The organism is Streptomyces sp. NPDC002476, from assembly GCF_042889785.1.
Taxonomy (GTDB): domain Bacteria; phylum Actinomycetota; class Actinomycetes; order Streptomycetales; family Streptomycetaceae; genus Streptomyces.
Genome location: NZ_JBIARH010000008.1, coordinates 20,146 through 44,101 on the forward strand (window position 1 = coordinate 20,146; position 23,956 = coordinate 44,101).

Here is a 23,956-nt window from a genome sequence, read left to right on the forward strand (position 1 = left end):
CCGTGCCCGTGGAGCGACCCACCGACCGGTACGGTCGTCCACCCCGGTCGGTACGGCCACCGCGGGCACGCCCACGAAGCTGGTCACCGTGCCCCCGCTCACCACGCCGCGCTCTCACCCTGCCTCGCGTTCACCGTGCCGGGCACTCACCGCGCCCCGGGCGGTCACGGCGCCGGGCGCGGTCACCGAGCCGGGCGCAGCCGGAACTCGCGGCCCTGCCAGCGCCTCCGCAGCCAGCGGTCGTGACTGGCCAGGACGATCGCCCCGGGCCCGGTGCCCAGGGCGTCCTCCAACTCGTCGCACAGGCGCGGGGACAGGTGGTTCGTGGGCTCGTCGAGCAGCAGCAGTTCCGGAGGACTCGCCACCAGCAGTGCCAGCGCGAGCCGACGCCGCTGGCCGACCGACAGTTGCCCGACCGGTTTCTCCAGGTCCGGCTCGTGCATCAGCCCCAATGACACCAGCGGGACCTCCTCCGCCCGTTCGGCGCCGAGCGAGAGCGCGTAGGTATCGCGCACGGTGCGGTCGGGCCGCGCGAACACGGTGTCCTGGGACAGCAGCCCCACGGACAGCCCTGGTCGTCGTCGCACCCCGCCCGCGCTCCCGGCCGCGAGCCGTCCGGCGAGTACGGACAGGAGCGTCGACTTCCCCGCCCCGTTGCCGCCGGTGACGAGGAGGCGTTCGGTCGCCGACACGTCCAGCCGAGCGACCTCCAGCCGACCCGGCAGGCGCACGTCGCGCAGGCTCACGAGATCGCTGGGGGTGTCGTCGTCCGTCGGCCCCTGGGCGAGTACGGTGACGTGGAAGCGCAGCGGTCGCGGCGGCTCACCGACCTGCCCGCGCTCCAACTCCTCCAGCCTGCGGGCGGCGTTGCGCACCCGCCGCGAGATCTGGCCCTGCACCCGATCGCCCCGGAGGCCGTACATCATCTTCTCGTTGTCCCGCCGCTCCCGGTTCGGGGCGACGAGGCGGGCGGTCACCCGTGTCGACCGGCGCAGTGCCGCCAGTTCCTCCTGTTCTTCCGCATACCGCCGTTCCCAGCGTTGCCGCTCGGCGTGCTTCTCCGCCTGGAAGGCGCTGTAGTTGCCGCCGTACCGCACAGGGCCGTCCACCGCCGGGTCGAGGTCGATCAGATCCGTGCACACGGCGTCGAGGAAGGCCCGGTCGTGGCTGGCCACCATCACGACCCCGGGCAGTTCGCGCACCCGCGCCTCCAGGAACGCGGCGGCTCCGTCGTCGAGATGGTTGGTCGGCTCGTCGAGCAGCAGCGCGGAGGGACGGCGGACCAGCAGGGCGGCCAGCGCCAGGCGACTGCGCTGCCCGCCCGAGAGGGTGCCGAGGGTCCGGTCGTGATCGAGGGCGGCGAGGCCGAGCCCGTCGAGCGTGATCGTGGCACGCCGGTCGGCGTCCCAGGACTCGCGTTCCCGGGCCTGTTCCAGCCGTCGGCCGTAGGCGTCGAGCAGTTCGTCGTGGCCGGGGGAGTCCTCCGGGACGTGCGCGAGCAGATCGGCGAGGCGGTCGAGCTCGGCCAGGTCTGCGCGGGCCTCGCGCAGGGCGTCGTCCAGCACCTCGGCGACCGTCGACGTGGCGTCGAACGGCATCTCCTGGTGCAGGAAGCCCAGGTCGGCCGGGCGCGTGATGCTCCCGGCGTCGGGCTCGTCGACCCCGGCGAGCAGTCGCAGCAGCGTCGATTTTCCGGCACCGTTCTCCCCGATCAGGCCGATGCGGCGGCCGGGGGAGGCGGTGAGCGACACACCGTCGAGGACGCGCCTGTCCCCGAGCGTACGGACGATGTCGTGTGCGAGCAGGGCGGGTTGGGACACAGTGATCCACCTGACGTGGTTGGTGTTCGGCCCGCCGGGGGACACCCCTCGGACGCGGGCCCGGCCGACACGTCAGCGGTTCACACCTCGGGCGCCCCCGTCTCCCTCAGCTCACCGTCGGCCAGCCGCAGCCAACGGTTCACCCCGATCCGTGCGAGGAAGCGTTCGTCGTGGCTGACCACCATGAACGCTCCCCGGTAGGAGCACAGCGCACTCTCCAGCTGGCCCGCGCTGACCAGGTCGAGGTTGTTTGTCGGCTCGTCCAGGAGCAGCAGTTGCGGGGCCGGTTCGGCGCACAGGACACAGGCCAGGGTGGCCCGCAGCCGCTCGCCGCCGGACAGCACACCCACGGGCAGATGGGCGCGGGAACCCCGGAAGAGGAAGCGCGCGAGCAGGTTCATCCGCTCCGCCTCCGACCGGTGCGGGGCGAACGCGGCGAAGTTCTCGGCGACGCTGCGGTCGAGGTCCAGCAGGTCCAGCCGCTGCGAGAGATACGCGACCCGGCCGTCGGCCCGTTTGATCTGTCCGCCGACCAGCTCTTCGCTCCGTCCGACGGGCCGTCCGTCGTCCGGATCTCCGGCCGTTCCCTCGTTCGCTCCTTCGCCCGCGCCGTCGGTCATTCCTTCGGCCGGCTCCAGATCGCCGTTGACCAGACGCAGCAGTGTGGTCTTGCCGGCGCCGTTGGGACCGGTCAGTGCGATGCGTTCGGGGCCGCGGATGGTCAGGTCGACGCCCGCACCGGCGAACAGGGGACGTTCGCCGTGCTGGACCCGCATCCGTTCGCCCAGGAAGAGGGTGCGTCCGGCGGGCACGTCGGTGTCCGGCAGATCCAGGGTGATCCGCTCCTCGTCGCGCAGGGCGCGCCCCGCCTCGTCCAGCCGGGCCTTGGCCTCGCCGACCCGGGAGGCGTGCATCTGACCCGACCGGCCGGCGGCCTCCTGGGCGCCCCGCTTCAGGTTTCCGGCGACGATGCGCGGCAGACCCGCGTTCTTGAGGTTGCGGGCGGCGTTGCTGGCGCGGCGTTCGGCGCGCTCGCGGGCCTGCTGCATCTCCCGCTTCTCCCGCTTCAGCTCCTGTTCCGCGTTGCGGACGTTCTTCTCGGCGACCTCCTGCTCGGCCTGCACGGCGGCTTCGTACTCGGTGAAGTTGCCTCCGTGGAAGCGCAGTTGACCGCTCTCCAGTTCCGCGATGCGTTCCATGCGGTCGAGCAGTGCCCGGTCGTGGCTGACCACCAGGAGGCAGCCGGACCAGTCGCCCAGCACGTCGTAGAGCTTGTGCCGGGCGTCGAGGTCGAGGTTGTTGGTCGGTTCGTCGAGCAGCAGTACGTCGGGCTGCTTCAGGAGCTGGGCCGCCAGGCCGAGCGAGACGATCTGGCCTCCGCTGAGCGTGCTCAGGCTCCGGTCGAGGGCGAGACCGTCGAGGCCGAGCCGGTCCAGCTGGGCCCGGGTGCGTTCCTCGATGTCCCAGTCGTCACCGATGGTCGCGAAGTGCTCCTCGCTCACGTCCCCGGACTCCACGGCGTCCAGGGCCCGGATCACCGCGGCGACGCCCAGCACCTCGGCCACCGTGAGGTCTCCGGTCAGGGGGAGGGTCTGCGGAAGGTAACCGAGCGTGCCGACCGCGGAGACGGACCCGGAGCCCGGCCGGAGCTCACCGGCGATGAGCTTGAGAAGGGTGCTCTTGCCGGAGCCGTTGGGCGCGACCAGGCCCGTCCGGCCGCCGCCCAGGGCGAAGGACAGGTCCTGGAAGACGGGGGTGCCGTCGGGCCAGGCGAAGGACAGGTGGGAGCAGATGACGGAGGCGTCTGACATGGGGAGACCTCAAAGGGAATACGGGCACGCAGAGAGTGGTGCCCGGGACACGGACAGAGGGAACGACGGAACGGGCCACGACGGTGACGCGATGCCCCTGGGCATCGGCCGGTGGCCTGTCGGAGCGGGATCTCACCCCGAGATGTCGTCGTCCCCTGCCATGTCTGGTCTCCTCGATACACGAACAACGTCGCCAGGAGTTTAACAGCGGCGGCGTCGGGGTGGCTCCTGGTTTTTTCACGGGCCGCCGCGACGGTCGGAACCCGCAGGCCGAGGACCGTGGCCGGGCGGGCCGCGCCGGGCGCACGGACATACGGACACGACGGCGGCCCGACTGTCATGACCCGGGCAGCGGCTGCTGCTCGCGCTCGTGATCGCCGCCGTCGCCGAGGTCTTCCGGCGGGGCGCCCGGCCGCGCGCCGACACGGAGGGGCTGGGGGTCCACGACGACCAGCCGTGCGACACCTCCGCCTTCGAGGAGGCCGTCCGCGTCCCTCGTCGCCCGCCACGCGCCGCTGCGCACCTCCGCCGCCCTCACCGGCTACTCGGCGGCGACCTGTCCGCCCCCGAGACCAGGCCGTGTCGTCGAAGTGCCGCCCGCCATGCGCGGGCCTCGGATCCCCCGCGTCCGGGAAGGCCCTGCGGGCGAAGGCCGGCAGCTCCGGCCCGTTCGCCGTCGGCCCGTGCACGGCGACTTCTGCGCGGGCCGTGACTCCCTTCTTCCTCTTCTCTTCCCGAACTCGCCCGGTGCCGTCCGGCAGGCCGTGCGGGGCGCTGCCGCATGCGCGCGATCGGGCGTTGTCAGTGGTCGCAACTATGTTCAGCAGTGTCCCGCCGACGTGGCGTGGAAAATCCCTTGGTGCATAGGAGATGGTGCGTTGTCAGTTCGGGAGAGGTCGAGCACGGCACGGGTCATACCGCCCGCCCGGCCGCGCAAGCTCGCCAAGGTTCCGTTCGTCGAGCTGGCCGACGGACGCTTGCAGGGCGTGGTGTCCAGCGGCTCGGACATCGCACGGGTCTATGTCTCGTCGGTCGCCGTCGGCACGTTCGCGTTCACCTGCAGCACCAACAACAACCGCCCCTGCGGCGGTGCGCGCGGCTCGTTCTGCAAACACATCGGGTCCCTGATCACCGAGGCGGTGCTCCAGTACGGCGCCGAGCGCGTCGCCCGCTACCTGAAGGCCGAGACGGCGGACGGGGAGCCGAGCGCGCAGACCATCACCGCAGGCATGACCGCGACGCGTCCGCCACAGGGGGACACCGCGGCCGCCGCATCCGTCTTCAGCCGGTTCCTGCGCCACCTGGCGTATCTGGAACTCGCCCCCACCACCGCGCCGTTGCCGGAGATGCAGTGGTTCCCGCCCACCAGGGCGGTGGCGTGATGCGTGCCGACCTGCTCGCCGAGACCATCACCGGGCTCGACGAGGCCCTTGCGGCCGTCGACGCCTTCGACCGGGTCCTCGTCACCGGGCTGCTCCGCCCGCAGCCCGCCCAGGCCACCGGCCTGGCGGAGCTGGCGAACGCCGTCGCGGGGACGCCGCTCGCCGCCCGGACCGCCGAGGCGGCGGAGAAGGCGGCGGCCGGAGCAGCCGGGGAGGACCACTTCATCGCCCTCGCCGCCGCCCGGACCGCACTCCTGGGCTCCGTCCACGACGCACTGATGACCCGCATCGAGGAGGCGACCGGCCGTACCCGCGTCGAGGAGACCGTCGCCCCGGCCGACGGACCGCACGCGGCGAACCTGCTCGCCGCCGCCCGTTCCTGGCTGTCCGACCTGGCGCGTACCGGATGGCAGGGCATCGACCACGAGGTGGTCTCCGGGGCGGCCCAGGTCGTCTCCGCCATGCTTCCGGATCCGGCCCTGCGCCGCCCGGCGACGCTCCTCGACGGCTTCGCCGCCGAACTCGCCGCGTCCTGCCCGGGTGCCGCCCTGGAGCACATCCCGGAACGCCGCTGGGCCGACCTGTGGTCCCGTGCCCTGCTGCTGACGCTGCCCGGCGTGGCCGAGGCACCCGTGAGCGGTACGGCCACGGGCCGCCTGCTGCCCCTCGGCGTCGACCTCCAGGAGCACCCGACCGCCGCGCAGGCCCAGGTCCACGCGGTGTTCGAGCCCGCCGACGGCACCGCACCCCGCCTCGTGCGCGCCGCCGTCGCCGTACCCAAGCCCGACACCGTCGTCGGTGCCGGCGTGTGGCAGCTGCTGCGCCCGCACCTCTCGCTCCTGGCAGCCGCGGGCGAGGGCCGGTCGATGGACCTCACCGACATGCCCGTCACTGCCGAGGGCGACCTGATCTGGAGCGACGAGCACGCCCGCCCGGGCGAGCCCGCCGACGTCTTCGCCACCGCCCGCGTCGCCCTTCCCACCGCCGCCGACCCGGTGACCGCGCCGCTGGACCGGCACCCGGTGCGCATTGCCGTACCCGTCTTCCTGGAGGGCTACACCGCCCGGAAGGACGACGACGGGGCCCTGACGTTCACCGTCGCGGGACACCCCCTCGCCGTCGACACCGACCGCATCCCGGCCGCCGGACCGCTCACCCCGGAGGCCGTGGCGGCGTCCGGCGCGTGCGTCGGACTGCTGCGCTGGGACGACGGATCGTTCAGCGTCCAGCCCCTGGCCGTCGAGACGACCGTGCGGAAGAAGACCGTCGCGCTCCACGCCGGAGGATGGGCCGGGGGCACGGCCGACAAGGCGGGCGCCAAGGCCGAGAAGGCCGCCACCGACGCCACGTCGGTGCTGCGGGAGCGAGCCGGAAGGCTGTTGCGGAAATGACCGGACGGACTCCCGGGACGCGAGAACCCGACGACATCACCGGGGCGGAAGGCGACGAGACCCCCGCGGTGTACACCGACACGCCCCTTGCGACGCGACCGGGCGACGGACCCGAGACGCAGGCCCACGACAGCGCCGCGGCGCGAGCCGGGGACAGCTCTGCGGCGGACCCCGGCGGGACATCCGCGGCGGACCCCGGCGGGGATCCTGTGGCGAACCCGTACGACAACCGTCGCCAAGTCCTGTACTGGCGGCTCCTCGCCCGTCTCTTCGACCACGAGGAGCAGCCGACGCTCGAATCGGCGAGCCTCGCCGTCGTCGAGGACATCGGTCTGCCGTCCGCGCTGCTGGACCCGCAGGCATCCGTCGACTCGGTGGTGCAGCGCCACCCCGGTCTGGCCGACGAGTTCGACGGCCTGATGGCCCCCGCACCGGACGGCGCGGACGACGCCACGGCCGACGACGAGGACGTACGCGACCGGGCCGCCGAAGTGCGGCGCGCGGCACTGGTGTCGAAGGTGCTGCTCAACGTCTTCGCCACCGGTTCCGGCACGGTCACCGCCGGACAACTGGCGCGCTGGCAGTCCGACGCGGGCTGGCTGGAGCGCGCGCTCGGCTGCCGGCCCGGTGAACTGCGCGGTGGACGCGGCGGCGGCCGTACCGGCGGAGGCGCAGCGGGGCCCGGCGTCAGCCCCACCGGTACCGGCGCCCGGGGCACGAACCCCGACCTCGGCCGGCTCATCCCGGCCATCGGCCCGGAGCTGGGCGCACTCGAGGCGGACCTCGTCAAACGCATGCACCTGCGCGAGGTGCTCGCCGACCCCGCGCTCGCCGCCCAGCTCACCCCGAGCATGTCGCTGATCGAGCAATTGCTGCGGGACAAGAACAACCTCTCCGGCGTGGCCCTGGCCAATGCCAAGGCCCTGATCCGCCGCTTCGTCGACGAGGTCGCCGAGGTGCTGCGCACCCAGGTGGAGAAGGCGACGGTCGGAGCCCTGGACCGCTCCGTCCCGCCCAAGCGCGTCTTCCGCAACCTCGACCTCGACCGCACGATCTGGAAGAACCTCACCAACTGGAGCCCCGAGGAGGAACGGCTCTACGTCGACCGTCTCTACTACCGGCACACCGTCCGCAAGACGACACCCCAGCGGCTGATCGTCGTCGTGGACCAGTCCGGCTCCATGGTCGACTCCATGGTCAACTGCACCATCCTGGCGTCCATCTTCGCCGGGCTGCCGAAGGTGGACGTCCACCTGATCGCGTACGACACACAGGCCCTCGACCTCACCCCCTGGGTGCACGACCCGTTCGAGACCCTGCTGCGCACCAACCTCGGCGGCGGCACGGACGGCACGGTCGCCATGGCACTGGCCCAGCCGAAGATCGCCGAGCCCCGCAACACGGTCGTGGTGTGGATCTCGGACTTCTACGAATGGCGGAGCGAGCCGCTGTTCGAGAGCATGACCGCCATTCACCGCTCGGGCGCCAAATTCATCCCGGTCGGCTCGGTGACCAGCTCCGGCCGCGCCAGCGTCAACCCCTGGTTCCGGGAGCGCTTCAAGGACCTCGGCACTCCGGTGATCTCCGGTCACATCCGCAAACTCGTCCACGAGCTCAAGACGTTCCTCACGTAGACCCGCCGAATCGACCGACTCCGCAGACTCCGCCGAATCGACCGATCCGGCCGACTCCCGGAACCGTCGAACGCGCCGGATCCACCGACTGTGCCGGATCCACCGACTGTGCCGGATCCGCAGAACCCGTCAACTTGCCAAGCTGCCAAACGGCCAAGCCTGCCGAATTCATTGAGAAAGGCCCTGACATGTCCGACCTGTTGCGCGCCCCCGCCGAGATCAAGTACGCCGAGGAGCTGGACTGGCTGGAGTCCATCGACGACAACCCCAAGCCGTTCTCCTGGCGCTTGTCCCCGAAGATGGTCCGCCTGTTCATCCTGGGTTCCGAGCGCGCCGACGGCCTGGACCGCGAGATCTCCCAGAAGTGGTTCGGTGACCGCAGCTTCGTCGAGCGCTCCATCGTCACGCTGGCCTCCGACCGCGGCCTGCTGCTCATCGGCGACCCCGGCACCGGCAAGAGCTGGCTGGCCGAGCTGCTGTCCGCAGCGATCAGCCGCAACTCCACCCTGGTCGTGCAGGGCACCGCCGGCACCACCGAGGACCACATCAAGTACTCCTGGAACGTGTCCATGGTCATCGCCAAGGGCCAGTCCCGGGAGTCGATGATCCCCTCACCGATCATGACCGCGATGGAGACCGGCGCGATCGGCCGCTTCGAGGAGCTCACCCGTTCCACCAGCGACGTCCAGGACGCGCTGATCTCGATCCTCTCCGAAAAGTACATCTCGGTCCCCGAACTGGACAGCGACAGCATCGTCTTCGCCAAGCCCGGCTTCTCGGTCATCGCCACCGCCAACAGCCGCGACCGGGGCGTCAACGACCTGTCATCGGCGCTCAAGCGCCGCTTCAACTTCGTACGCATCCCGGTGGTGACGAACAAGAAGAGCGAGGCGGAGATCGTCCGCTTCCGCACCGAGGAACTGCTGCGCCGTCACCAGATAGAGCTGGACGTCCCGCCGACGCTGCTGGACGTGCTGCTGCAGAGCTTCGCGGACCTGCGCGCCTCGTCGGCGGCGGCCGGCAGCGACGACGAGAAGCTGGAGTCCGCGCTGTCCACCGCCGAACAGATCGGTGTGCTGGAGGACGCGATCCTGCACAGCAACTTCTTCGGCGAGCGCTCCCTGACCGCTCGCGCCCTGGCCTCCTCGCTCGTCGGGTCGCTGGCCCGGCGCGAGCCCGAGGACCTCGCCATCCTCAACAAGTACCTGCACGGCGTAGTCGAGCCCCGCAGCAAGGAGGAAGGCGGATCCTGGCCGGAGTTCCTGGAGGGCGGCCGCGACGCGATCGCCACCCTGTCATGAGCGCCGCCCACGAGGGGACCTTCGCGACACTGCGCACGCAGCTCCAGGAAGCCGCCGCGACGTTCGCCGACGGACCCGATGCCCTCGAAGGAATCCTCCTCGGCATCGTCGACGACGTCGACCGCGCGGTGCGCGAGCCGCTGGAGGTCTTCCCCGTCTGCCACCACTCACCCGCCTCGGCGACCGCGATGGCCCGCCGCCTGCGCGAGAAGCAGCCCAAGGTCGTCTACCTGGAGCTGTGCGAGGACATGGCACCGCTGCTGACCGAGCTGCGCAATTGCCGCCTCCCGGTCGCGGTCCAGGCGTTCGCGACCGAGGTCGACGGCTTCCCCGCCGAGTGGTCCCCGCTGTCGGTCGTCGCGCCGATCACCGAGGCGTCGGCCGAGTACCAGGCGATCGCCTACGCCCTGGACACCCCCGATGTCGAGCTCGTCCTCGTCGACCGCTCCTCGGACCACGTCTTCCAGTGGGACCCGCGCGCTACGCGGACCGAGCAGCCGGCGGACGCGGACGCACCACCGCCCGCCGAGGAGGAGGCCGCGCTCCACGGCGACGCGGTCGGCGTGGAACTGGGCGACCTGCGCCCGCGCTTCGCCGAACTGGAGGAACACCTGCTGCGCCACGGCAAGGTGCGGCACTGGTCGGAGTGGTGGCACCAGTACGTCGAACTGCCGCTCGGCGACCGCGGCAGCGACCACGACACCTACCGCCAGGTCATGCTCCTGATCGGCAGCCTCTTCCGGCGCCTGGCACCCGGCGATTCCGACCGGGTGCGCGTGGACGAGGACCGCGAACGCCACATGTGGACCAGGATGCGCGAGCACCTGGCCGCGACCGGCACCGATCCCGCCGACTGCCTCTACGTCTGCGGCGCCTTCCACGCGGTCAGCCGCGTCGCGGAGTTCGGCGTCCATGGCACCGACACCTTCGAGATCGGCCCGCGTACCGCCACCACGTGGCAGTACGGGCTGATCCCGTCCAGCCACGCGGCGATCGAGGCGCAGTTCGGCCTCGCCGCGGGCTCGGTGTCGATCGCGGCGACGGTCTGGGCCAAGAACCTCAAGCGCACCGGCGTCAAGCCGTACCGCCTGGCAGGCCAGAACGGTACGAAGAAGACGAAGCCCAAGAAGACGGCGGCTGCGGCGACTCCCGCACCGACGGCCGCGCCCGTGGCGGCGGTCCCGGCCTCCGACAGGCTGACCGGCTTCCTCCAGCGGCCGCCCGTACTGGACCGCCTGGACGAGGCCGAACTGCTCGGCTGGTCCGTGGAGATCGTGCGCGCCGCCCGCCGCAACGGCTATCTCGCCTCCACCGCCGACGCCATCGCGGTGTTCGAGACGTCGATCCTGCTCGCCGGGATGCGCGACCGGGCCAGGCCCACGCCGTACGACTTCCAGGACGCGGCGGTCACCTGCATCGAGAAGGACACCGTGCCGGGCCGGCGCGACGTGCGCCGCCTCGTCGAGATCATGATGGGCGGCGACCGTGTCGGACAGGTCGGCTACGACGCGCTGCCGCCCCTGGCGCGCGACGTGCACGACCGGCTCGCGCCGCTGAACCTGAAACTCCAGCAACGCGGCGTACAGCGGGCGTTGCTGAACATCGCCGCACAGCCCGAACTGGAGCGGTGCTCCGACGTGCTGTGGATGCTGCGCCGCCTGATGCCGCGGGGTGCCGCACGCCCGATCATGGGTGAGCGCCGACTCGGCGAACGTCCGATCCAGGAGTCGTGGGACCTGGCGCTCGGCACCCACCAGCGGGCCCTCATCGAGCTCGGCTACGAGGGCGTCAGCCTCGAACAGGTCCTGGAACAGCGCCTGCGCCGCACGGCGTACGACCCGCAGGCCACCGCGGCGACCGTCCTCGCGACCGTCGAGGACGCGACCCTGTACCTGCGCAGCCGCCGCCTTGCCGACGAGCTGGGCACCCGCGCCCTGGAGGTGCTCTCCGCCGAACGCAGCGTCGACGACGCACCGGAGGTGCTGCGCCGGGTGCGCGGTCTGCTGGCGTACTACCGCACCAGTGAGCCGGTGCTGCCGCCGTGGATCGAGTCCTTCGTCAAGGCGGGCTACGCGCACTACTGCACCCTGCTGCCCACGGCGTTCACCGACGACGACGCCACCGTCCGTCAGGTGGCGGCGATGCTGGGCTTCCTGTTCAGCATGGAGAGCCTGGCCCTGTCCCTGGGATGCGACCGGGCCCAGCTGGAGCTGGCGGTCGCCCAGTCGCACCCGGAGGACCCGTCGAAGACGGCCCTGCTGTGGGCGGCCCGGAACCACCTCGGGCTCCTCTCCCGCGCCGAGCTGCAGGCACGCTGCGACGAGCTGCTCGCCAACCCCCTGGTGGTGCCCGCCTATCCGCGCTACCTCAGCGGCTTCGTGCACGCCCTGGAGCCCGTCCCGGGCCTCACCGACTTCGTCGTGGAGGCGGTGTCGAACGCGTTCGGGCGGCTGCCGGACCCGGTGCTGCTGCCCTGGCTGCCGACCCTGATCAGCACGTTGCGGGCGAGTGGTACGGAGCTGGCCCCGCTGCTGATCCGCGAGGCCGGACGGATCTTTCCCGGCCGGCTCGCGGCCCTGGACACCTGGGTCCCGCCGTGGCGGGCCCTGCCGGAGCCGGAAGCCGTACGTCCGATACGGGGCACGGCCGCGGCCCGGGGCGTCGCGCTGCTCGCCGCCCATCCCGCGACCTGCGACGCGGTGGCGAGCCTGCTGGGCTGCGACGGGGCATGGGCGACGGGCGAACCCGGCCCGTCAGGTGCGGCACTGGTCGGCCGTCACCCGGACACGGCGGTGGCGTTGGAGGCGCTGCTGGCCGGTTCGTCGTGACGTCGTCATAGGGTCGGCGGGGCGGGACCCGGTGCTCGCGCCAGGCTCGTCCCGCTGCTCGCCCCCGGCCCCGCTCGGCCTCGTCCCGCTGTTCGCTCCGGGGCCGATCACCGGCTCGTGCCGGGCTCACTCCAGGACGTTGACGTCCTTCTCGGCCGTCCGGTCGGCGGTGGGGAGCGGGCGGTGGCCTTCGTCCCAGTGGTTGGACCAGGAGCACAGGCCACAGGCGTACCTCCCGTCGAGCCCGTACACCTGGGCGTCGCAGCCGCGGCAGCGGGTGGTGGTGATCTCGGGGATTATCGCGACGGCCGGGGCGGCCGAGGACCAGCCGCACTGATTGGAACAGGTCCACGACCCGTCGGGCCCCTGAGTCGTCGCCGCGCCGCAGTTTCCGCACGTCATGTATGACCTCCGGGATGTCTGGTCTCCGGGACGGCCCCGCCGACCGGGGCGACCGGATGACAGGGCCGACTCCAGTGTGCCAGCGGGCCGCCCGCCGGAAGAGTCCATCGGGGAGGTCCACGGCGGGGCGGCCCGCTGCCGTTGGGCGGCCCCGGCACGACGAGCGGCCGCCGTCATAGATATCTGATTGATCGTCAGGTGTGCTGGCGCCACAGTGGGATGACGGCGGCCACGCCCGAGAGCACGGGCAGCAGGTCCCACACTCCGTACAGCGTCGGCACGACCGTGTGGTAGCGACCGCCCTCGAGGACGAGGCCGGTCAGCGCCACGCGGGCCCCGGCCGCGAGGGTGAAGCTTTCCAGGCGGTCCAGGTGTTCTGTCCGCGGAGGCTGGTGACAGCGATCCACAACGTTCGTGATCGATGCGGTCAGGGCGTGGGTGGTGTCACGGACGTCAGGTAGGTCGCCGGCTCGTCCGTGTCGTTGGTGTAGCGGTGGGGGCGTGCGGCGTCGAAGGTCAGTGCCTCACCCGCCTGTACGTCGTAACGCTGATCGGCGACGTGCACGGTGACCGTGCCGGTGATGACGTAGGCGCACTCGACCGCGGCATGGCCCCACTCCTCGCCGCTGGAGGCCTGGCCCGGTCCGAGAGTGCCGAGGAGGACTTCGAGCTGGCCGTTGCTCGGGGTCAGGCGTTCGTACTGCACGAGGCCCTTCGGCATGAGCAGGCGGGAGCGTTCGTGCGGGCGGCTGTGGTGGGCCGTGAGCGGGGCCTGGCCGTGGAACATCGAGGCGGTCGACGGGCCGAAGACGGTGCTCAGGGCACGGAGGGTTTTGAGGCTCGGCTCGCGGATGCCCCGCTCGACCTGGCTGAGCAGGGTCGCGGACAGGCCGGTCTGCGCTGCGAGATCGCGCAGGCTGAGTCCCGCTTCCGTCCGCAGGGTGCGTAGCTGGTCTCCCATCACGGTGGTCAGCCTAGCGGAGCCGTGCGCACTCTTGTGTACGCGAGTCATGGGATGCCTAAGGGCTTGCCAGCATGTTTTTACCGGAGAGTCAACGGTTGACAGACGAGAAGCCGTGCATTTGTGTGTACTAGTGTAAACAAGTGCACGCCTGGGTTGTCCTCGGCGTTGTGGAGAGAGGTGCACCGCCCATGAACGCCGACCAGCATCTGGTCTTCCGCGGAGGGAGGGCGATGGCGTTCGTGCCGGTCGCCGTGTTCCTCGCGTTCTGTGTCGTCTTCTTCGTCGTGTTCAAGACGTTCGACATGACCGCGCTCGCCGCGGGGGGTGTCGTCGCGCTGCTCGTCGGCGCGTTGTTCGCCAAGCCGTACGCGGCGTACTGGTCCGCCGTGACGAGGGGGATCGGATCGTCCACCGCGGTGACGATCGTGATGATGCTGTTCTGCGTGGGGCTGATGTCCGCCCTGATCAAGGAGACCAACGTCTCCGGCGGATTCGTGTGGCTCGCCGAACTCCTCGGCGTCAGCGGTGGCACCTTCACCCTGTTCACGTTCGTCGCGGTGTGCATCATCTCGATGTCGACGGCCTCGTCCATCGGGACGATGTTCACGGCGTTTCCGATCTTCTACCCGGCAGGCGTGCTTCTCGGCGCCGAACCGGCGTTCCTCGCCGCCGCGATCATCTCCGGCGCGATCTTCGGAGACAACGTCGCCCCGATCTCCGACACCACCGTCATCTCGTCGTCGACGCAGACGTTCCGCCGGAAGTCCGGCACCGCGGACATCGCCGGAGTCGTGCGGAGCCGCGCCCGCTTCGCCTTCACGGCGGCAGCCGTCTCGGCCGTCGGGTTCTTCGCGCTGGGATCGTCGGGCCGTTCGACCGACTCGGCGCACTCGCAGAAGCTGCTGGAGCAGGCCTCCGACCCGCTCGCGCTGGTGATGCTCGTCCCCGTCGCGCTCATGCTCACCGTGGCACTGCTGACCCGCGACATCTTCAAGGCCGTCACGGTCGGGCTGGCGACCGGGATCGTCACCGGCCTCGCCTCGGGCCTGCTCACCCTTGAGGGCATCATCGGCGTCACCGACGGGGCGCCCACCGGATTCCTGATCTCGGGCGTCAGCAACATGCTCAGCGTGATCGCCCTGGTGGTGACCGTGTTCGGCATCATGGGCGTCCTCACCGCCGCGGGCATCCTCGACTGGCTGGTGACCGCCCTCACCCGCAGCCGCCTGTCCCGCACCCCGCGCGGTGCGGAGTTCGCGATCGGCATCGGTATCTCGGGTACCACGCTGCTGTTCGGCGGCGTGAACTCGGCCGCGATGCTCACTTTCGGCCCGGTTGCCGACGAGATCGGCGCCCGCGTCGACCTGCACCCCTACCGCCGGGCGGTCGTCATGGACTGCTTCGCGATGGGGATCGCCTCCATCGTCCCCGTCCTGAGCGCCTATCTGTTCATCGGCGCACAGCTCACGACCGGGATCAAGGGCGTTCCCGCCCTGGCCACGACGGAGATCTTCGTCGCGATGCTCTACCCGCTCGTCCTCACCGTCGTCATGGTCGTGGCGGCCGCAACCGGCTGGGGCCGCCGTTTCGAGGGCGCGGAAGGCGTCGAACTGAAGCGGCCCGAGCGCACGCCGGCCCTGGTCTGAGCAGCGCACCCCAGCAAACACCGCCCGGCGACCGGTCATTGGAGGACCCATGGATCGCAACACAGTCAACTGGCGCGGCTACATCCCCGCCATCACCACACCGTTCACCCGCGACGGCGCGCTCGACATCGACGCGTTGCACGTGCAGGTGGCCTGGCTCGCCGACGAGGGCATCCAGGGCGCGATCCTGGCCGGCACCAGCGGCGAGTGGTTCTCCATGTCCGTGAAGGAACGCGCGGAACTGTTCGCGGCGGGCGCCGAGCACCGCAGCGACGCCTTCCCCGTCCTCGGCGCCTGCAACGCGTTCACGCCGGGCGAGGCGATCACCCACGCCCGTGCCGCCGAGGCGGCGGGCCTGGACGGCATCCTTCTCACCCCTCCTCCCTACATCGTGCCCAACCGGAAGGAGATCGTCGCGTTCTACCGGGCGGTGAGCGATGCCACCGACATCCCGATGACCGTGTACAACTGGCCGCGCGGCTGCGTCGTGGACATGGACGTGGACCTGCTGGCCGAGCTCGCGCAGATCGAGAATGTCGTCGCGATCAAGAACTCGACGGGAGACTTCGCGAGCTTCCTCGCCGGGATGTACGCGCTGGAGGGCGAGGTGCGCTACTTCGGTCTGCCCACCAACGCGCTCGGCGCCGACCTCGCGATGCTCGGCCACGGCGACGGCCTGATGGGAACGGGCGGCATCCTCGGCCGCGACCAGGCCGACTTCTGGAACGCCGTCGACGCCGGGGACCGGGAGCGCGCGGTCCAGCTGGGCCGGAAGGACCGCGTCTACATGGACGCGTGGTTCCGTCCCGACTACGGCGTACAGTTCGGCAACCAGCAGGCGATCATCAAGACCGCGCTGCGGCTGCGCGGTATCCCCGCGGAATTCGTGCGGGCGCCGCTGCTCGAGCTCACGCCGGGCGAGGTCGCCCGTGTCGAGGCGACCCTGCACGAGCTCGGCATCGAGACGGTCCCCCTCGCCGATGACTGAGCGCTACGACGTCGTCGTCGTCGGCGGTGGCCTGCTCGGCTGCCTCACGGCGTGGATGGCCGCTCGCGACGGTGCGCAGGTGCTCCTGGTCGACAAGGATCAGGTGAACCAGCACGCCTCGGGACAGAACGCCGGGAGCCTGCACTTCCAGCTCGAATACCGGATGGTCGAGGCGGGCGAGGAGGCCGCGCGCGTCGCGGCGGAGGCGATGCCGCTGCACCTGGACGCCGCCGCGATGTGGGCGCGCCTGGAGGACGAGATCGAAGAGCCGATCGGCGTGCGCCAGACGGGCGGGCTCATGGTCGCCGAGAACGCCGACCAGGTCGCCATGCTCGAGTTCAAGGCGGAGCTGGAACGCTCCTGGGGCCTGGACGTGCGCACGCTCGACCGCACCGCACTCGACGATGTCGCACCGTACCTGTCACGGGACATCGTCGCGGCCAACTACAGCCCGCTGGAAGGAAAGGCGGACGCCCGCATCGCCGCTCCAGCGGTCGGCCGTGCGGCCGTCGCGGCCGGGGCGACGGTGCGCGCACGCTGCCGCCTGGCCGGCGTGCACCGCGTCCCGGCCGGGTGGGACATCACCCTCCAGGAGACCGACCGCGCGGGAGACGAACGAGCCCGCACCGTGCGGGCCGCCGCGGTCGTGCTCGCCGCCGGCGTGTGGACGACCGAGCTCGGCAGGGTCTTCGACGCCGACCTGCCCACCGTCCCCCTCGCCCTCACGATGACCGTCACCTCGAAGGTCCCCCGGTTCATCCCCCACCTCGTCCAGCACGCCGGCGCGCGCCTGTCTCTCAAGCAGTCGCTCGACCACACGGTCCTCATCGGTGGCGGTTGGCCGGCCCGGCTGACGAGGGACGCGGACGGCGCCCCGGCGTTCGACCGCAAGCACCAGCTCATCCCGCAGTCGATCGCCGGCAACGCGCGCGCGGCCGTGAACACCGTTCCCGCGCTGGAGCGGGTGCCCGCCGTGCGCAGCTGGGTCGGCGCGACCACGGTGGCACCCGACCAGCTTCCGCTCGTCGGCGCGGTCAAGGGCGCTCCGGGCGTGTTCGTCGCCACCGGCGGATCGGCGTTCACCCTCGGGCCGAGCTTCGCTCGGGTGCTGACCGGCCTCATCGCCGGGCGCTCACCCGATATCGACCTGGCACCCTACGACCCGGCCCGCTTCACGGAAGGGAGCACCTCATGACGACGGGCGATGCCTGGCGCCGCACCGCGCACGAGCGCGGCGACGCTGTGACGATCAGCGTCGACGGCGAGCCGGTCCGCGCCTGTACGGGCGAGACGGTGGCCGCGGCCATGCTCACCGCAGGGGCCGAGTTCGAACGAGACCGCAACCTGGCCCCCCGGGCGCCGCTGTGCAACATGGGCACATGCTTCGAGTGCGCCGCCACCGTCGACGGCAGGCCGCTGACCCGCACCTGCCTCGTGCCGGCGCGCGCGGGCATGATCATCGACACGTCGGGGAGGCTGTGATGTTCGATCTCGCGATCATCGGCGCGGGTCCGGCGGGCATGTCGGCGGCGCTCACCGCGGCCGATCACGGTCTGACGGTCGTCGTCATCGACGAGCAGCAGCGGGCGGGCGGGCAGATCTTCCGCCAGCCGCCCGAGATCTTCCCGGGAAGTGTCCTGCACCCCACCGCAGGCTACGGCTGGGCCACCGATCTCATCCGGCGCTTCGAGGCGGACCCGCGCCTGACGACGGAGTTCGGCTGGTCGGCGATCGGTGTCCTGCGCGACGACGCGACCCCGGACGTTCTGCGCGTGGCGATCAACCACCCGGAACACGGCACTCGTGTGATCGGCGCGCGCCGACTGCTGATCGCCACCGGCGCCTACGACCTTCCCCTCGCCTTCCCCGGCTGGACGCTGCCCGGCGTCATGACCGCCGGCGCCGTTCAGACCCTCGTCAAGGCACAGAAGATCGCACCCGTCGGTGACGTCGTGCTGGCCGGCGCGCACCCGCTGCTGCTGCTCGTGGCCGACCTGCTCGTCCGCGACGGCGTCCCGGTGCGCGAGGTCGCGTTCGCGCAGAGCATCCCGGCACCGGTGGAGATGCTCCACGCCCTGGGCGCCGTACCCGGTCATCTGCGGATGCTCGCGGAGACGGGCGCGATCGTGGCGCGACTGATGCGCAAGGGCGTCCGCGTCTCGCCCCGGACCGTCGTGACGGCCGCCCACGGCACGGAACACGTTTCCCGGATCGAGCTCGCCCGGGTAGACCGGCGGTGGAAGGCGACGGGCGCACCCCGCGAGGTCGCCGCATCCCATCTCGTGCTCGGGTACGGCTTCTCCGCGTCGACGGAACTCGCCCGTCAGATCGGATGCGACCTCGTCTTCGACTCGCCACGGGGCGGCTGGGTGGTCGCACACGACGAACGACTGCAGACATCCGTCCCCGGAGTGTTCGTCGCCGGCGAGCCCACCGGCGTCGCCGGCGCCGACCAGTCCCGCGCCGAGGGCACGCTCGCGGGCCTCGGGATCGCCGCCGACCTCGGACGCGCCGTGCCCCCCGCGGCGTTCGCCGAAGCGGAACGCGGTATCCGGACCGCGACGCGATTCTCCACCGTGGTGCAACGCATGTTCGAGCCGGTCCGCGAGGCACTCGGCGACCTCGCGACACCGGAAACCACTGTCTGCCGATGCGAGATGGTCACCCGCGGCACCCTCGACGACTTTCTCGCATCATCACCGTTCGTCAGCGACATCAATGCCGTCAAGCTCTCCTGCCGCACGGGCATGGGCCCCTGCCAGGGACGCTACTGCGAGAGCAGCGTCGGCACGATCCTCGCCTCGGCACGCGAGCAGCCGATCGGCCTCGGCGGACGCTTCTCCGCACACCTGCCGGTCAAACCCGTGCCCGTCGGAGACCTCCGAGCCCTCGACGCGGCCCCCGAGCAGCCCGTACCGGACGGACCGGACGCCCCTTGTCCATGACCGGCATGCCACGCCCAGGCGGGTGAGCAGGGCCGCGTCCCGGCCGATGGTGCAGCGCGTGCGAGGCTTCCTGGTGGTCACGGCCTTGGCGATCACCCGGGCGGCACCTTCGGCGGACGAACCGCCGGTGGTGCCGGCGGCAGCGCCATGACCGCCTGGACCAACGGGTACGCCGAACCCCGCCTTCCCGGCGTGCCCGTCTCCCGCCTCCCGTCTCCACCGCCGACTACACGGTGTCACCGTCACTCAACTCCCGTAACCCACCATCCGTGTCCACCGTCCCGGGGAAGAGTCGGCACGCCAGGTCCGTCAATGTGCGTCGGCAGACCTTGCCGGTGGGGCCGAGCGGCATCACGGGGACATGGAGGAACCGCTCGGGCAGTTTGCGCTTCCCCAGCCCCCGGCGCAGCAGAAAGACGTTGAGGTCGGCGAGGGCGGGGACGGGGCCGCCCGGTACGGGGCGCACGCAGGCGCAGAGCCGTTCGCCCAGCTCCGGGTCGGGGACCGGGACGCAGACCGCCTCGGCGACGCCCGGGTGGCGGGCGAGCTCGCCCTCGACCTCGGCGGGACTGATGTTGAGACCGCCGCGGATCACCACGTTCTTGATCCGGCCCAGGACGTACAGACGCCCGTCGGGGCCGATCCGGCCGAGGTCGCCCGTGCGCACCCATCCGTCCGGGGTCCGGTAACGGGCGTCGAGTTCGGGGGCGGCCAGGTAACAGAGCGGAGTCATAGGGCCCTTGGCCTGGATCTCCCCCGAAGCGGCCGGCGGCACCGGGCCGCCGTCGGGGCCCGTGATCCGGATGCCGGCGACCGCGGGGTCCGGTCTCCCGACGCACCCGTCCTCGGCGCCGGGCGACCAGACCGTATGGCAATTGACACCGTCCGAGGAGCCGTACACGGTCAGCACCGGCCGGCCGAAACGCTCCGCGCACGCCCGAGCGGTGCCGTGCGGCAGGGCGGCACCGCTGGAGACGAGGGCTCGCAGCCCCGGGAAGTCCCCGGCGTCCGCCGGGCAGTTCTCGGCGATCCGGCGCAGCATCGTAGGCACCCCGAAGACATGGGTGGGGCGGTGGACGGCGAGAGCCCGCAGCGCCTCGGGGACCGAGAACGACGGCGGGACGACGAGCGTGCCGCCGAGCGCGACGAGGGTGACGACACCGCACGACCCGAAGGAGGAGCCGAGCGGTACGAGGACCAGGTGGCGGCGTACGGCCGCGTCCGGGTCGAGCGCCCTCAGATAGGCGGCCCGGCCCCCGGCCATCGCCTGGTGGGAGTAGGCGACCATCTTGGGCGCGGTCTCGGTGCCGGAGGAGACGAGGACACGGGCGGGCGCGGCCGGGTCCACCGGCACGGGACGCCACGGACGCCGGGCCCGCTCGCCCAGCCAACGGGCGTCGGCCGTCCCCCGGTCGGTGCCGAACACCACGTCGAGGAACGGAAGTTGGGTGCACACGGGGACATCGGCGGGGTCGGCGAGCACGGCGGCCCGCGCGCGGGAGCGACCCAGCAGGGCCAGGGTGTCCCGGTCATCCCCACCCGGCGGGTACGGGAGCGCGACCGCGCCGATGGCGTACACGGCGAGTTCGGCGGCGACCGCGTCGGCGCCCCCGGGCAGCCGCAGCGCCACCACATCCCCGGTCCCGAGCCCCGCCTCCGTGAACAGGGCGGCGATACGGCGGACTTCGACGTCCAGCTCCGCGTAGTCGAGACCCCCGCCGGCCGGGTCGCCGCTCTCCACCAGCGCCTGCCGACGGGGGTGGCGGCGTACCCGCTCCCGGAACAGGGCGTAGAGGTCGCGGTCCGGGCACAGCCCCTCCTCGGCCCAGGCGCGGCGCTCGGCGCGCGGAACGAGGTCGGGGACGGCCAGACCGGCCCGGGAGGTCCACACACCGTCGCGGCGGGCCCCGGGAACGGTCACGGGAGCGGTGAGCGTGCGGGCCGCGGCTTCCCGCACCGAGCCCGTCACGAGAACGTCCAGGGGCTGCGCACCGTCGCGTATCCACCGGGCGGGGCCGGGACGACGGCGTCCCGGAAGGCGGGGTCGGCGGGGAGGGCACTCAGATCGGTGCGGACCTCGGTGGCGCCGAGCCCGGCCGAGCGCAGCCGCTCCCGCCACTCCCCGGTCGTGCGCCTGCCGAAGCGCCCGGCGACGGCCCCCGGAGCGGCGTGCGCCGACCCGGTGACCCGGGCGAGCGCGGCCAGGTCGGCGCGGGCCCGTTCGCCCAGGTACAGGTGGCCGTCCGCCGTCCGCAACGGCAGTTCCAACGGCGACCACGCCGCGCGGCGTACGGGCGGACGCGGCACCAGTGCGGCGGCGGAGAGCAGCGAGGTCTCGGCACGGGCGCCGCTCCCGGTCCTCGCCCGCCGGAGGAGCCCGGCCACGACCGCCTGGGCGCAGACGAGACCGCCGAGGACATCGGTCAGCGTCATGAGCGACGGCGCGGGCGGCTCTCCGGCCGGGCGCAGGGCGGCGGCGAGGCCGCTGCGGGCCTGGGCGAGGTAGTCGGTGCCGATCGGGGTGTGCTCGGGCGGGTAGGCGTCCCCGAAACCGGATGCACCCGCGTACACCAGGTCCGGTCGCACTCGCCACAGCTCCTCGGCGTCGAGACCGAGGCGCACATCACGTCCGGGCGCCCAGTTGTGCACGAACGCGTCGGCGTCCGCCACGAGTTCGCGCAGTGCCGCACGGCCCTCGGCGGTACGCAGATCGGCCTCGACGACGGCCTTGCCCGCGTTGAGCGCCGCATAGCGGGCGGAACAGCCGTCGGCCAGCGGCGGCAGCCCCCGCATCGGGTCGCCGCCCGGGGGTTCGACGCGGATGACATCGGCGCCGAGCAGTTCCAGTACGTGCCCGGCGAGCGGGCCCTGGACCCGGCGGGTGGACTCGACGACCCGTATGCCGCTGAGCGGGAGCGCTCCGGGCGACGCGGGCCCGCCGCCCGGCCGGGGGACACACGCGCCGCCCGGCGCCGGTACGAGCCGTACGGGCTCCGGCAGTCCGGGCGGCACCGGGTCGTCCGTCAGTGCGACCAGGCTGACGCCGCACGCACTCGCGGCCGCGCGAAGGGCGTCCAGCGGGGCGGTACGGGCGGCCTCCCGCAGTTCCCCCGGCAGTACGCAGACGGCGGTCGCGAACCGCTGCTGGAACGGCGACCAGCCGCGCCCCGCCACCCGTGCGGTGATCCCGAGCCGCGCCCAGAACTGCCGCCACGCCTCGGGGTCGAGGGTCTCCAGCTCGAAGGCCGCGCCCTCCGCCGACACGAGCGTCGCACCGCCGACGGCCGGACCGGACGCGGTCGCGGTCGCGGCGGACGGAACGGGGATCCGTGGTGCGGCGGCCTCGTCCGGTGGGGCCGTGGCTTCGGCGAGGTACTGACAGAGCGCGAGCAGCGCCCCCTGCGCCGCGGAGGTCCGTACCTCGCGCAGCTCCAGCCCCCGGTGCCGGGCGAGCAGCACGGCGGACACGCCCTGGGCGGTGAGCACCCCGGCCACGGTGGCGGCGTAGTCCACGGGGAGCGGGAGCGGCCCGCCGCCCGCCCTGCCGTGGACGTGCATGATCCCGCAGGCCGCCTGGACGGCGCCCTCCCCGTCGAGATCCTCGGCCACGGGCCCGGCCCAGTCGGCCGTACGGCGCACGGCGCAGGGCCCGGCGACCCCGGTGCCCCGAGTGTCTCCGGTGTCCTGGGTATCTCCTGTGTCCCCGATGGTGCCGCGCAGCAGCCGCGTCGCCACCTCGTCGGCGACCGACGGGGCGGGAGGGGCGACGGGCGCGGGGGAGGGTGCGGAGAAGGCGATGCTCATCGGGATGTTCCTCCGGGCTTCCGGCCCTGCGTCGAGTACAGGACGCTGGACGCCGCGCGGAAGCCCGGATCGGTCATCAGCTCCCGAATACGGTCGAGCTGACGATCAGTCATCCCCTGGGCGAGGAGCCGGTCGCGCAGGTGATGCGTGTGGTGGAGCTGGAGTTGGAGGCTGGCCGATCCGGCGTGCCGCACCTCGACGTACGGGCGGATGTCGATCGCGACGAGCCCGGCCTCCCGCAGTGCCGCGGGGACGCGCCGGCCCCAGTGGGGGTCGCCCCCCGCGGCGCGCAGGGCGGCGGACTTGGCCGCGAGGAAGGCGGTGTAGAGCTGCTCGGACTCGGCGTCGGGGGCGAGCAGCGGGGGCTCGTAGGAGGTGTCGAACTCGTCGATCTGGAGCACCCCGCCGGGCCGCAGCGCACGCACGAGCCGGTCGAGCACCGCGCGCCGCTCCGGAATGTGCTGGAGGACCAGACGGGCCACCACCAGGTCGTAGCGGTTCTCCGGGAGCGGGTCGCGCACGATGTCGTGTGCGCGCACCTCCAGGTGCGGGGCGGGGGAGATGTGGCGCGGGTCGAGGTCGGTGGCGAGCACGCAGCCGCCGGGGCCGACGCGCCCGGCGAGCCAGCGGGCGACGCTGCCGCCGCCCGCGCCGACCTCCAGGCACGTCCAGCCCGGACCGACCCCGGTGGCGGCGAGCCGGGGCAGGGTCACGGGGTCGTAGGCGGCGGCGAGGCAGCGGTGCTGCTCCGTGCTGTGCGGGGTGGCGTTGTCGAAGGCGTACCCGGGGTCGGGCCGGACCTGTTCCGGGGGTGCGGACCGGGCCGGTCCCGGATCGGGCGAGATGTGCTCCGGCCCGGGCTGGGCGTGGCCGGGGGTGGGGGTCGGGCGGGCGGCCGTCGGCTGCGGCACGGTGTTCTCCTCCGATGGGACTGGGGCTCGACGGGACTGGGACTCGGTGTGTCAGGCGGTGTGTCAGGCGGTGGTGGGGCTTGACGCGGTGTGTGGTGAGCGGCGATCCCCCGGCACGGGGGATCACGG

General features: G+C 72.3%; 19 protein-coding genes. 10 read left to right on the forward strand and 9 right to left on the reverse strand.

From position 1 onward, the window contains the following. Positions 1 to 182: 182 nt before the first annotated feature. The 3 genes from ACFYXM_RS12135 to ACFYXM_RS12145 all read right to left on the reverse strand — a co-directional run bounded on the left by ACFYXM_RS12135 (position 183) and on the right by ACFYXM_RS12145 (position 4,154). Positions 183 to 1,820 (reverse strand): ABC-F family ATP-binding cassette domain-containing protein, encoded by a 1,638-nt coding sequence (locus ACFYXM_RS12135; RefSeq protein WP_389288912.1) that lies wholly within the window; start codon positions 1,818 to 1,820, stop codon positions 183 to 185. Positions 1,821 to 1,900: 80 nt separating this feature from the next. Then, positions 1,901 to 3,631, reverse strand: a complete 1,731-nt coding sequence (locus ACFYXM_RS12140; RefSeq protein WP_389288913.1) for an ABC-F family ATP-binding cassette domain-containing protein — start codon at positions 3,629 to 3,631, stop codon at positions 1,901 to 1,903. 337 nt (positions 3,632 to 3,968) lie between these two features. Then, positions 3,969 to 4,154 carry a hypothetical protein gene (locus ACFYXM_RS12145; protein ID WP_389288914.1) on the reverse strand — a complete coding sequence of 62 codons (186 nt, stop codon included), beginning with the start codon at positions 4,152 to 4,154 and terminating at the stop codon, positions 3,969 to 3,971. A gap of 355 nt (positions 4,155 to 4,509) precedes the next feature. Here ACFYXM_RS12145 and ACFYXM_RS12150 point away from each other — a divergent pair, with 355 nt between their 5' ends. From ACFYXM_RS12150 to ACFYXM_RS12170, 5 genes are all read left to right on the forward strand, one after another. Next, on the forward strand, positions 4,510 to 5,013 hold the full coding sequence (locus ACFYXM_RS12150) for a hypothetical protein (RefSeq protein WP_389288915.1): 504 nt from the start codon (positions 4,510 to 4,512) through the stop codon (positions 5,011 to 5,013). Continuing rightward, positions 5,013 to 6,404 (forward strand): hypothetical protein, encoded by a 1,392-nt coding sequence (locus ACFYXM_RS12155; protein ID WP_389289100.1) that lies wholly within the window; start codon positions 5,013 to 5,015, stop codon positions 6,402 to 6,404. Before ACFYXM_RS12150 ends, ACFYXM_RS12155 begins: the two co-directional genes overlap by 1 nt. Next, on the forward strand, positions 6,401 to 8,038 hold the full coding sequence (locus ACFYXM_RS12160) for a VWA domain-containing protein (RefSeq protein WP_389288916.1): 1,638 nt from the start codon (positions 6,401 to 6,403) through the stop codon (positions 8,036 to 8,038). The genes ACFYXM_RS12155 and ACFYXM_RS12160 overlap by 4 nt, the downstream gene beginning before the upstream one ends. Positions 8,039 to 8,226: 188 nt before the next feature. Further along, positions 8,227 to 9,339, forward strand: coding sequence for an AAA family ATPase (locus ACFYXM_RS12165; protein WP_389288917.1), 1,113 nt, complete (start codon positions 8,227 to 8,229; stop codon positions 9,337 to 9,339). Next, positions 9,336 to 12,167, forward strand: coding sequence for a hypothetical protein (locus ACFYXM_RS12170; protein WP_389288918.1), 2,832 nt, complete (start codon positions 9,336 to 9,338; stop codon positions 12,165 to 12,167). The genes ACFYXM_RS12165 and ACFYXM_RS12170 overlap by 4 nt, the downstream gene beginning before the upstream one ends. A gap of 126 nt (positions 12,168 to 12,293) precedes the next feature. Here ACFYXM_RS12170 and ACFYXM_RS12175 read toward each other — a convergent pair whose 3' ends face one another. The 3 genes from ACFYXM_RS12175 to ACFYXM_RS12185 form a co-directional block, all read right to left on the reverse strand. Continuing rightward, complete coding sequence (locus ACFYXM_RS12175; protein WP_389288919.1) at positions 12,294 to 12,569, reverse strand: hypothetical protein; 276 nt, start codon at positions 12,567 to 12,569, stop codon at positions 12,294 to 12,296. A 194-nt stretch (positions 12,570 to 12,763) separates the two neighbouring features. Continuing rightward, positions 12,764 to 12,976 carry a hypothetical protein gene (locus ACFYXM_RS12180; RefSeq protein ID WP_389288920.1) on the reverse strand — a complete coding sequence of 71 codons (213 nt, stop codon included), beginning with the start codon at positions 12,974 to 12,976 and terminating at the stop codon, positions 12,764 to 12,766. A 20-nt stretch (positions 12,977 to 12,996) separates the two neighbouring features. After that, entirely contained in the window at positions 12,997 to 13,530 is a 534-nt protein-coding gene (locus ACFYXM_RS12185; RefSeq protein ID WP_389288921.1) for a helix-turn-helix domain-containing protein, read from the reverse strand. A gap of 191 nt (positions 13,531 to 13,721) precedes the next feature. Here ACFYXM_RS12185 and ACFYXM_RS12190 point away from each other — a divergent pair, with 191 nt between their 5' ends. The 5 genes from ACFYXM_RS12190 to ACFYXM_RS12210 are packed head-to-tail and all read left to right on the forward strand — an operon-like array spanning position 13,722 to position 19,112. After that, positions 13,722 to 15,179 carry a Na+/H+ antiporter NhaC family protein gene (locus tag ACFYXM_RS12190; protein WP_389288922.1) on the forward strand — a complete coding sequence of 486 codons (1,458 nt, stop codon included), beginning with the start codon at positions 13,722 to 13,724 and terminating at the stop codon, positions 15,177 to 15,179. A 49-nt stretch (positions 15,180 to 15,228) separates the two neighbouring features. Then, a complete protein-coding gene (locus ACFYXM_RS12195; protein WP_389288923.1) occupies positions 15,229 to 16,167 on the forward strand; it encodes a dihydrodipicolinate synthase family protein in 939 nt (312 codons plus the stop codon). Continuing rightward, on the forward strand, positions 16,160 to 17,362 hold the full coding sequence (locus tag ACFYXM_RS12200; protein WP_389288924.1) for an NAD(P)/FAD-dependent oxidoreductase: 1,203 nt from the start codon (positions 16,160 to 16,162) through the stop codon (positions 17,360 to 17,362). Before ACFYXM_RS12195 ends, ACFYXM_RS12200 begins: the two co-directional genes overlap by 8 nt. Beyond that, a complete protein-coding gene (locus ACFYXM_RS12205) occupies positions 17,359 to 17,649 on the forward strand; it encodes a (2Fe-2S)-binding protein (protein WP_389288925.1) in 291 nt (96 codons plus the stop codon). The genes ACFYXM_RS12200 and ACFYXM_RS12205 overlap by 4 nt, the downstream gene beginning before the upstream one ends. Then, positions 17,649 to 19,112 carry an FAD-dependent oxidoreductase gene (locus tag ACFYXM_RS12210; protein ID WP_389288926.1) on the forward strand — a complete coding sequence of 488 codons (1,464 nt, stop codon included), beginning with the start codon at positions 17,649 to 17,651 and terminating at the stop codon, positions 19,110 to 19,112. Before ACFYXM_RS12205 ends, ACFYXM_RS12210 begins: the two co-directional genes overlap by 1 nt. 226 nt (positions 19,113 to 19,338) lie before the next feature. Here the strand turns inward: ACFYXM_RS12210 and ACFYXM_RS12215 are convergent, their stop codons facing one another. From ACFYXM_RS12215 to ACFYXM_RS12225, 3 genes are read right to left on the reverse strand one after another with little or no spacing between them, the layout of a single operon-like run. After that, positions 19,339 to 21,033, reverse strand: a complete 1,695-nt coding sequence (locus ACFYXM_RS12215; RefSeq protein WP_389288927.1) for a class I adenylate-forming enzyme family protein — start codon at positions 21,031 to 21,033, stop codon at positions 19,339 to 19,341. Positions 21,034 to 21,077: 44 nt separating this feature from the next. After that, positions 21,078 to 22,916, reverse strand: a complete 1,839-nt coding sequence (locus ACFYXM_RS12220; RefSeq protein ID WP_389288928.1) for a CoA transferase — start codon at positions 22,914 to 22,916, stop codon at positions 21,078 to 21,080. After that, positions 22,913 to 23,827 (reverse strand): class I SAM-dependent methyltransferase, encoded by a 915-nt coding sequence (locus tag ACFYXM_RS12225; protein ID WP_389288929.1) that lies wholly within the window; start codon positions 23,825 to 23,827, stop codon positions 22,913 to 22,915. The genes ACFYXM_RS12220 and ACFYXM_RS12225 overlap by 4 nt, the downstream gene beginning before the upstream one ends. Positions 23,828 to 23,956: the final 129 nt, after the last annotated feature.

What these genes read in the sequence shown, in the direction of transcription:
- ACFYXM_RS12140 (WP_389288913.1), bottom strand. Translation starts at nt 3,631, where the DNA reads ATGTCAGACGCCTCCGTCATCTGCTCCCACCTGTCCTTCGCCTGGCCC.
- ACFYXM_RS12155 (WP_389289100.1), top strand. Translation starts at nt 5,013, where the DNA reads ATGCGTGCCGACCTGCTCGCCGAGACCATCACCGGGCTCGACGAGGCC.
- ACFYXM_RS12160 (WP_389288916.1), top strand. Translation starts at nt 6,401, where the DNA reads ATGACCGGACGGACTCCCGGGACGCGAGAACCCGACGACATCACCGGG.
- ACFYXM_RS12165 (WP_389288917.1), top strand. Translation starts at nt 8,227, where the DNA reads ATGTCCGACCTGTTGCGCGCCCCCGCCGAGATCAAGTACGCCGAGGAG.
- ACFYXM_RS12170 (WP_389288918.1), top strand. Translation starts at nt 9,336, where the DNA reads ATGAGCGCCGCCCACGAGGGGACCTTCGCGACACTGCGCACGCAGCTC.
- ACFYXM_RS12175 (WP_389288919.1), bottom strand. Translation starts at nt 12,569, where the DNA reads ATGACGTGCGGAAACTGCGGCGCGGCGACGACTCAGGGGCCCGACGGG.
- ACFYXM_RS12185 (WP_389288921.1), bottom strand. Translation starts at nt 13,530, where the DNA reads ATGGGAGACCAGCTACGCACCCTGCGGACGGAAGCGGGACTCAGCCTG.
- ACFYXM_RS12190 (WP_389288922.1), top strand. Translation starts at nt 13,722, where the DNA reads ATGAACGCCGACCAGCATCTGGTCTTCCGCGGAGGGAGGGCGATGGCG.
- ACFYXM_RS12195 (WP_389288923.1), top strand. Translation starts at nt 15,229, where the DNA reads ATGGATCGCAACACAGTCAACTGGCGCGGCTACATCCCCGCCATCACC.
- ACFYXM_RS12200 (WP_389288924.1), top strand. Translation starts at nt 16,160, where the DNA reads ATGACTGAGCGCTACGACGTCGTCGTCGTCGGCGGTGGCCTGCTCGGC.
- ACFYXM_RS12205 (WP_389288925.1), top strand. Translation starts at nt 17,359, where the DNA reads ATGACGACGGGCGATGCCTGGCGCCGCACCGCGCACGAGCGCGGCGAC.
- ACFYXM_RS12210 (WP_389288926.1), top strand. Translation starts at nt 17,649, where the DNA reads ATGTTCGATCTCGCGATCATCGGCGCGGGTCCGGCGGGCATGTCGGCG.
- ACFYXM_RS12220 (WP_389288928.1), bottom strand. Translation starts at nt 22,916, where the DNA reads ATGAGCATCGCCTTCTCCGCACCCTCCCCCGCGCCCGTCGCCCCTCCC.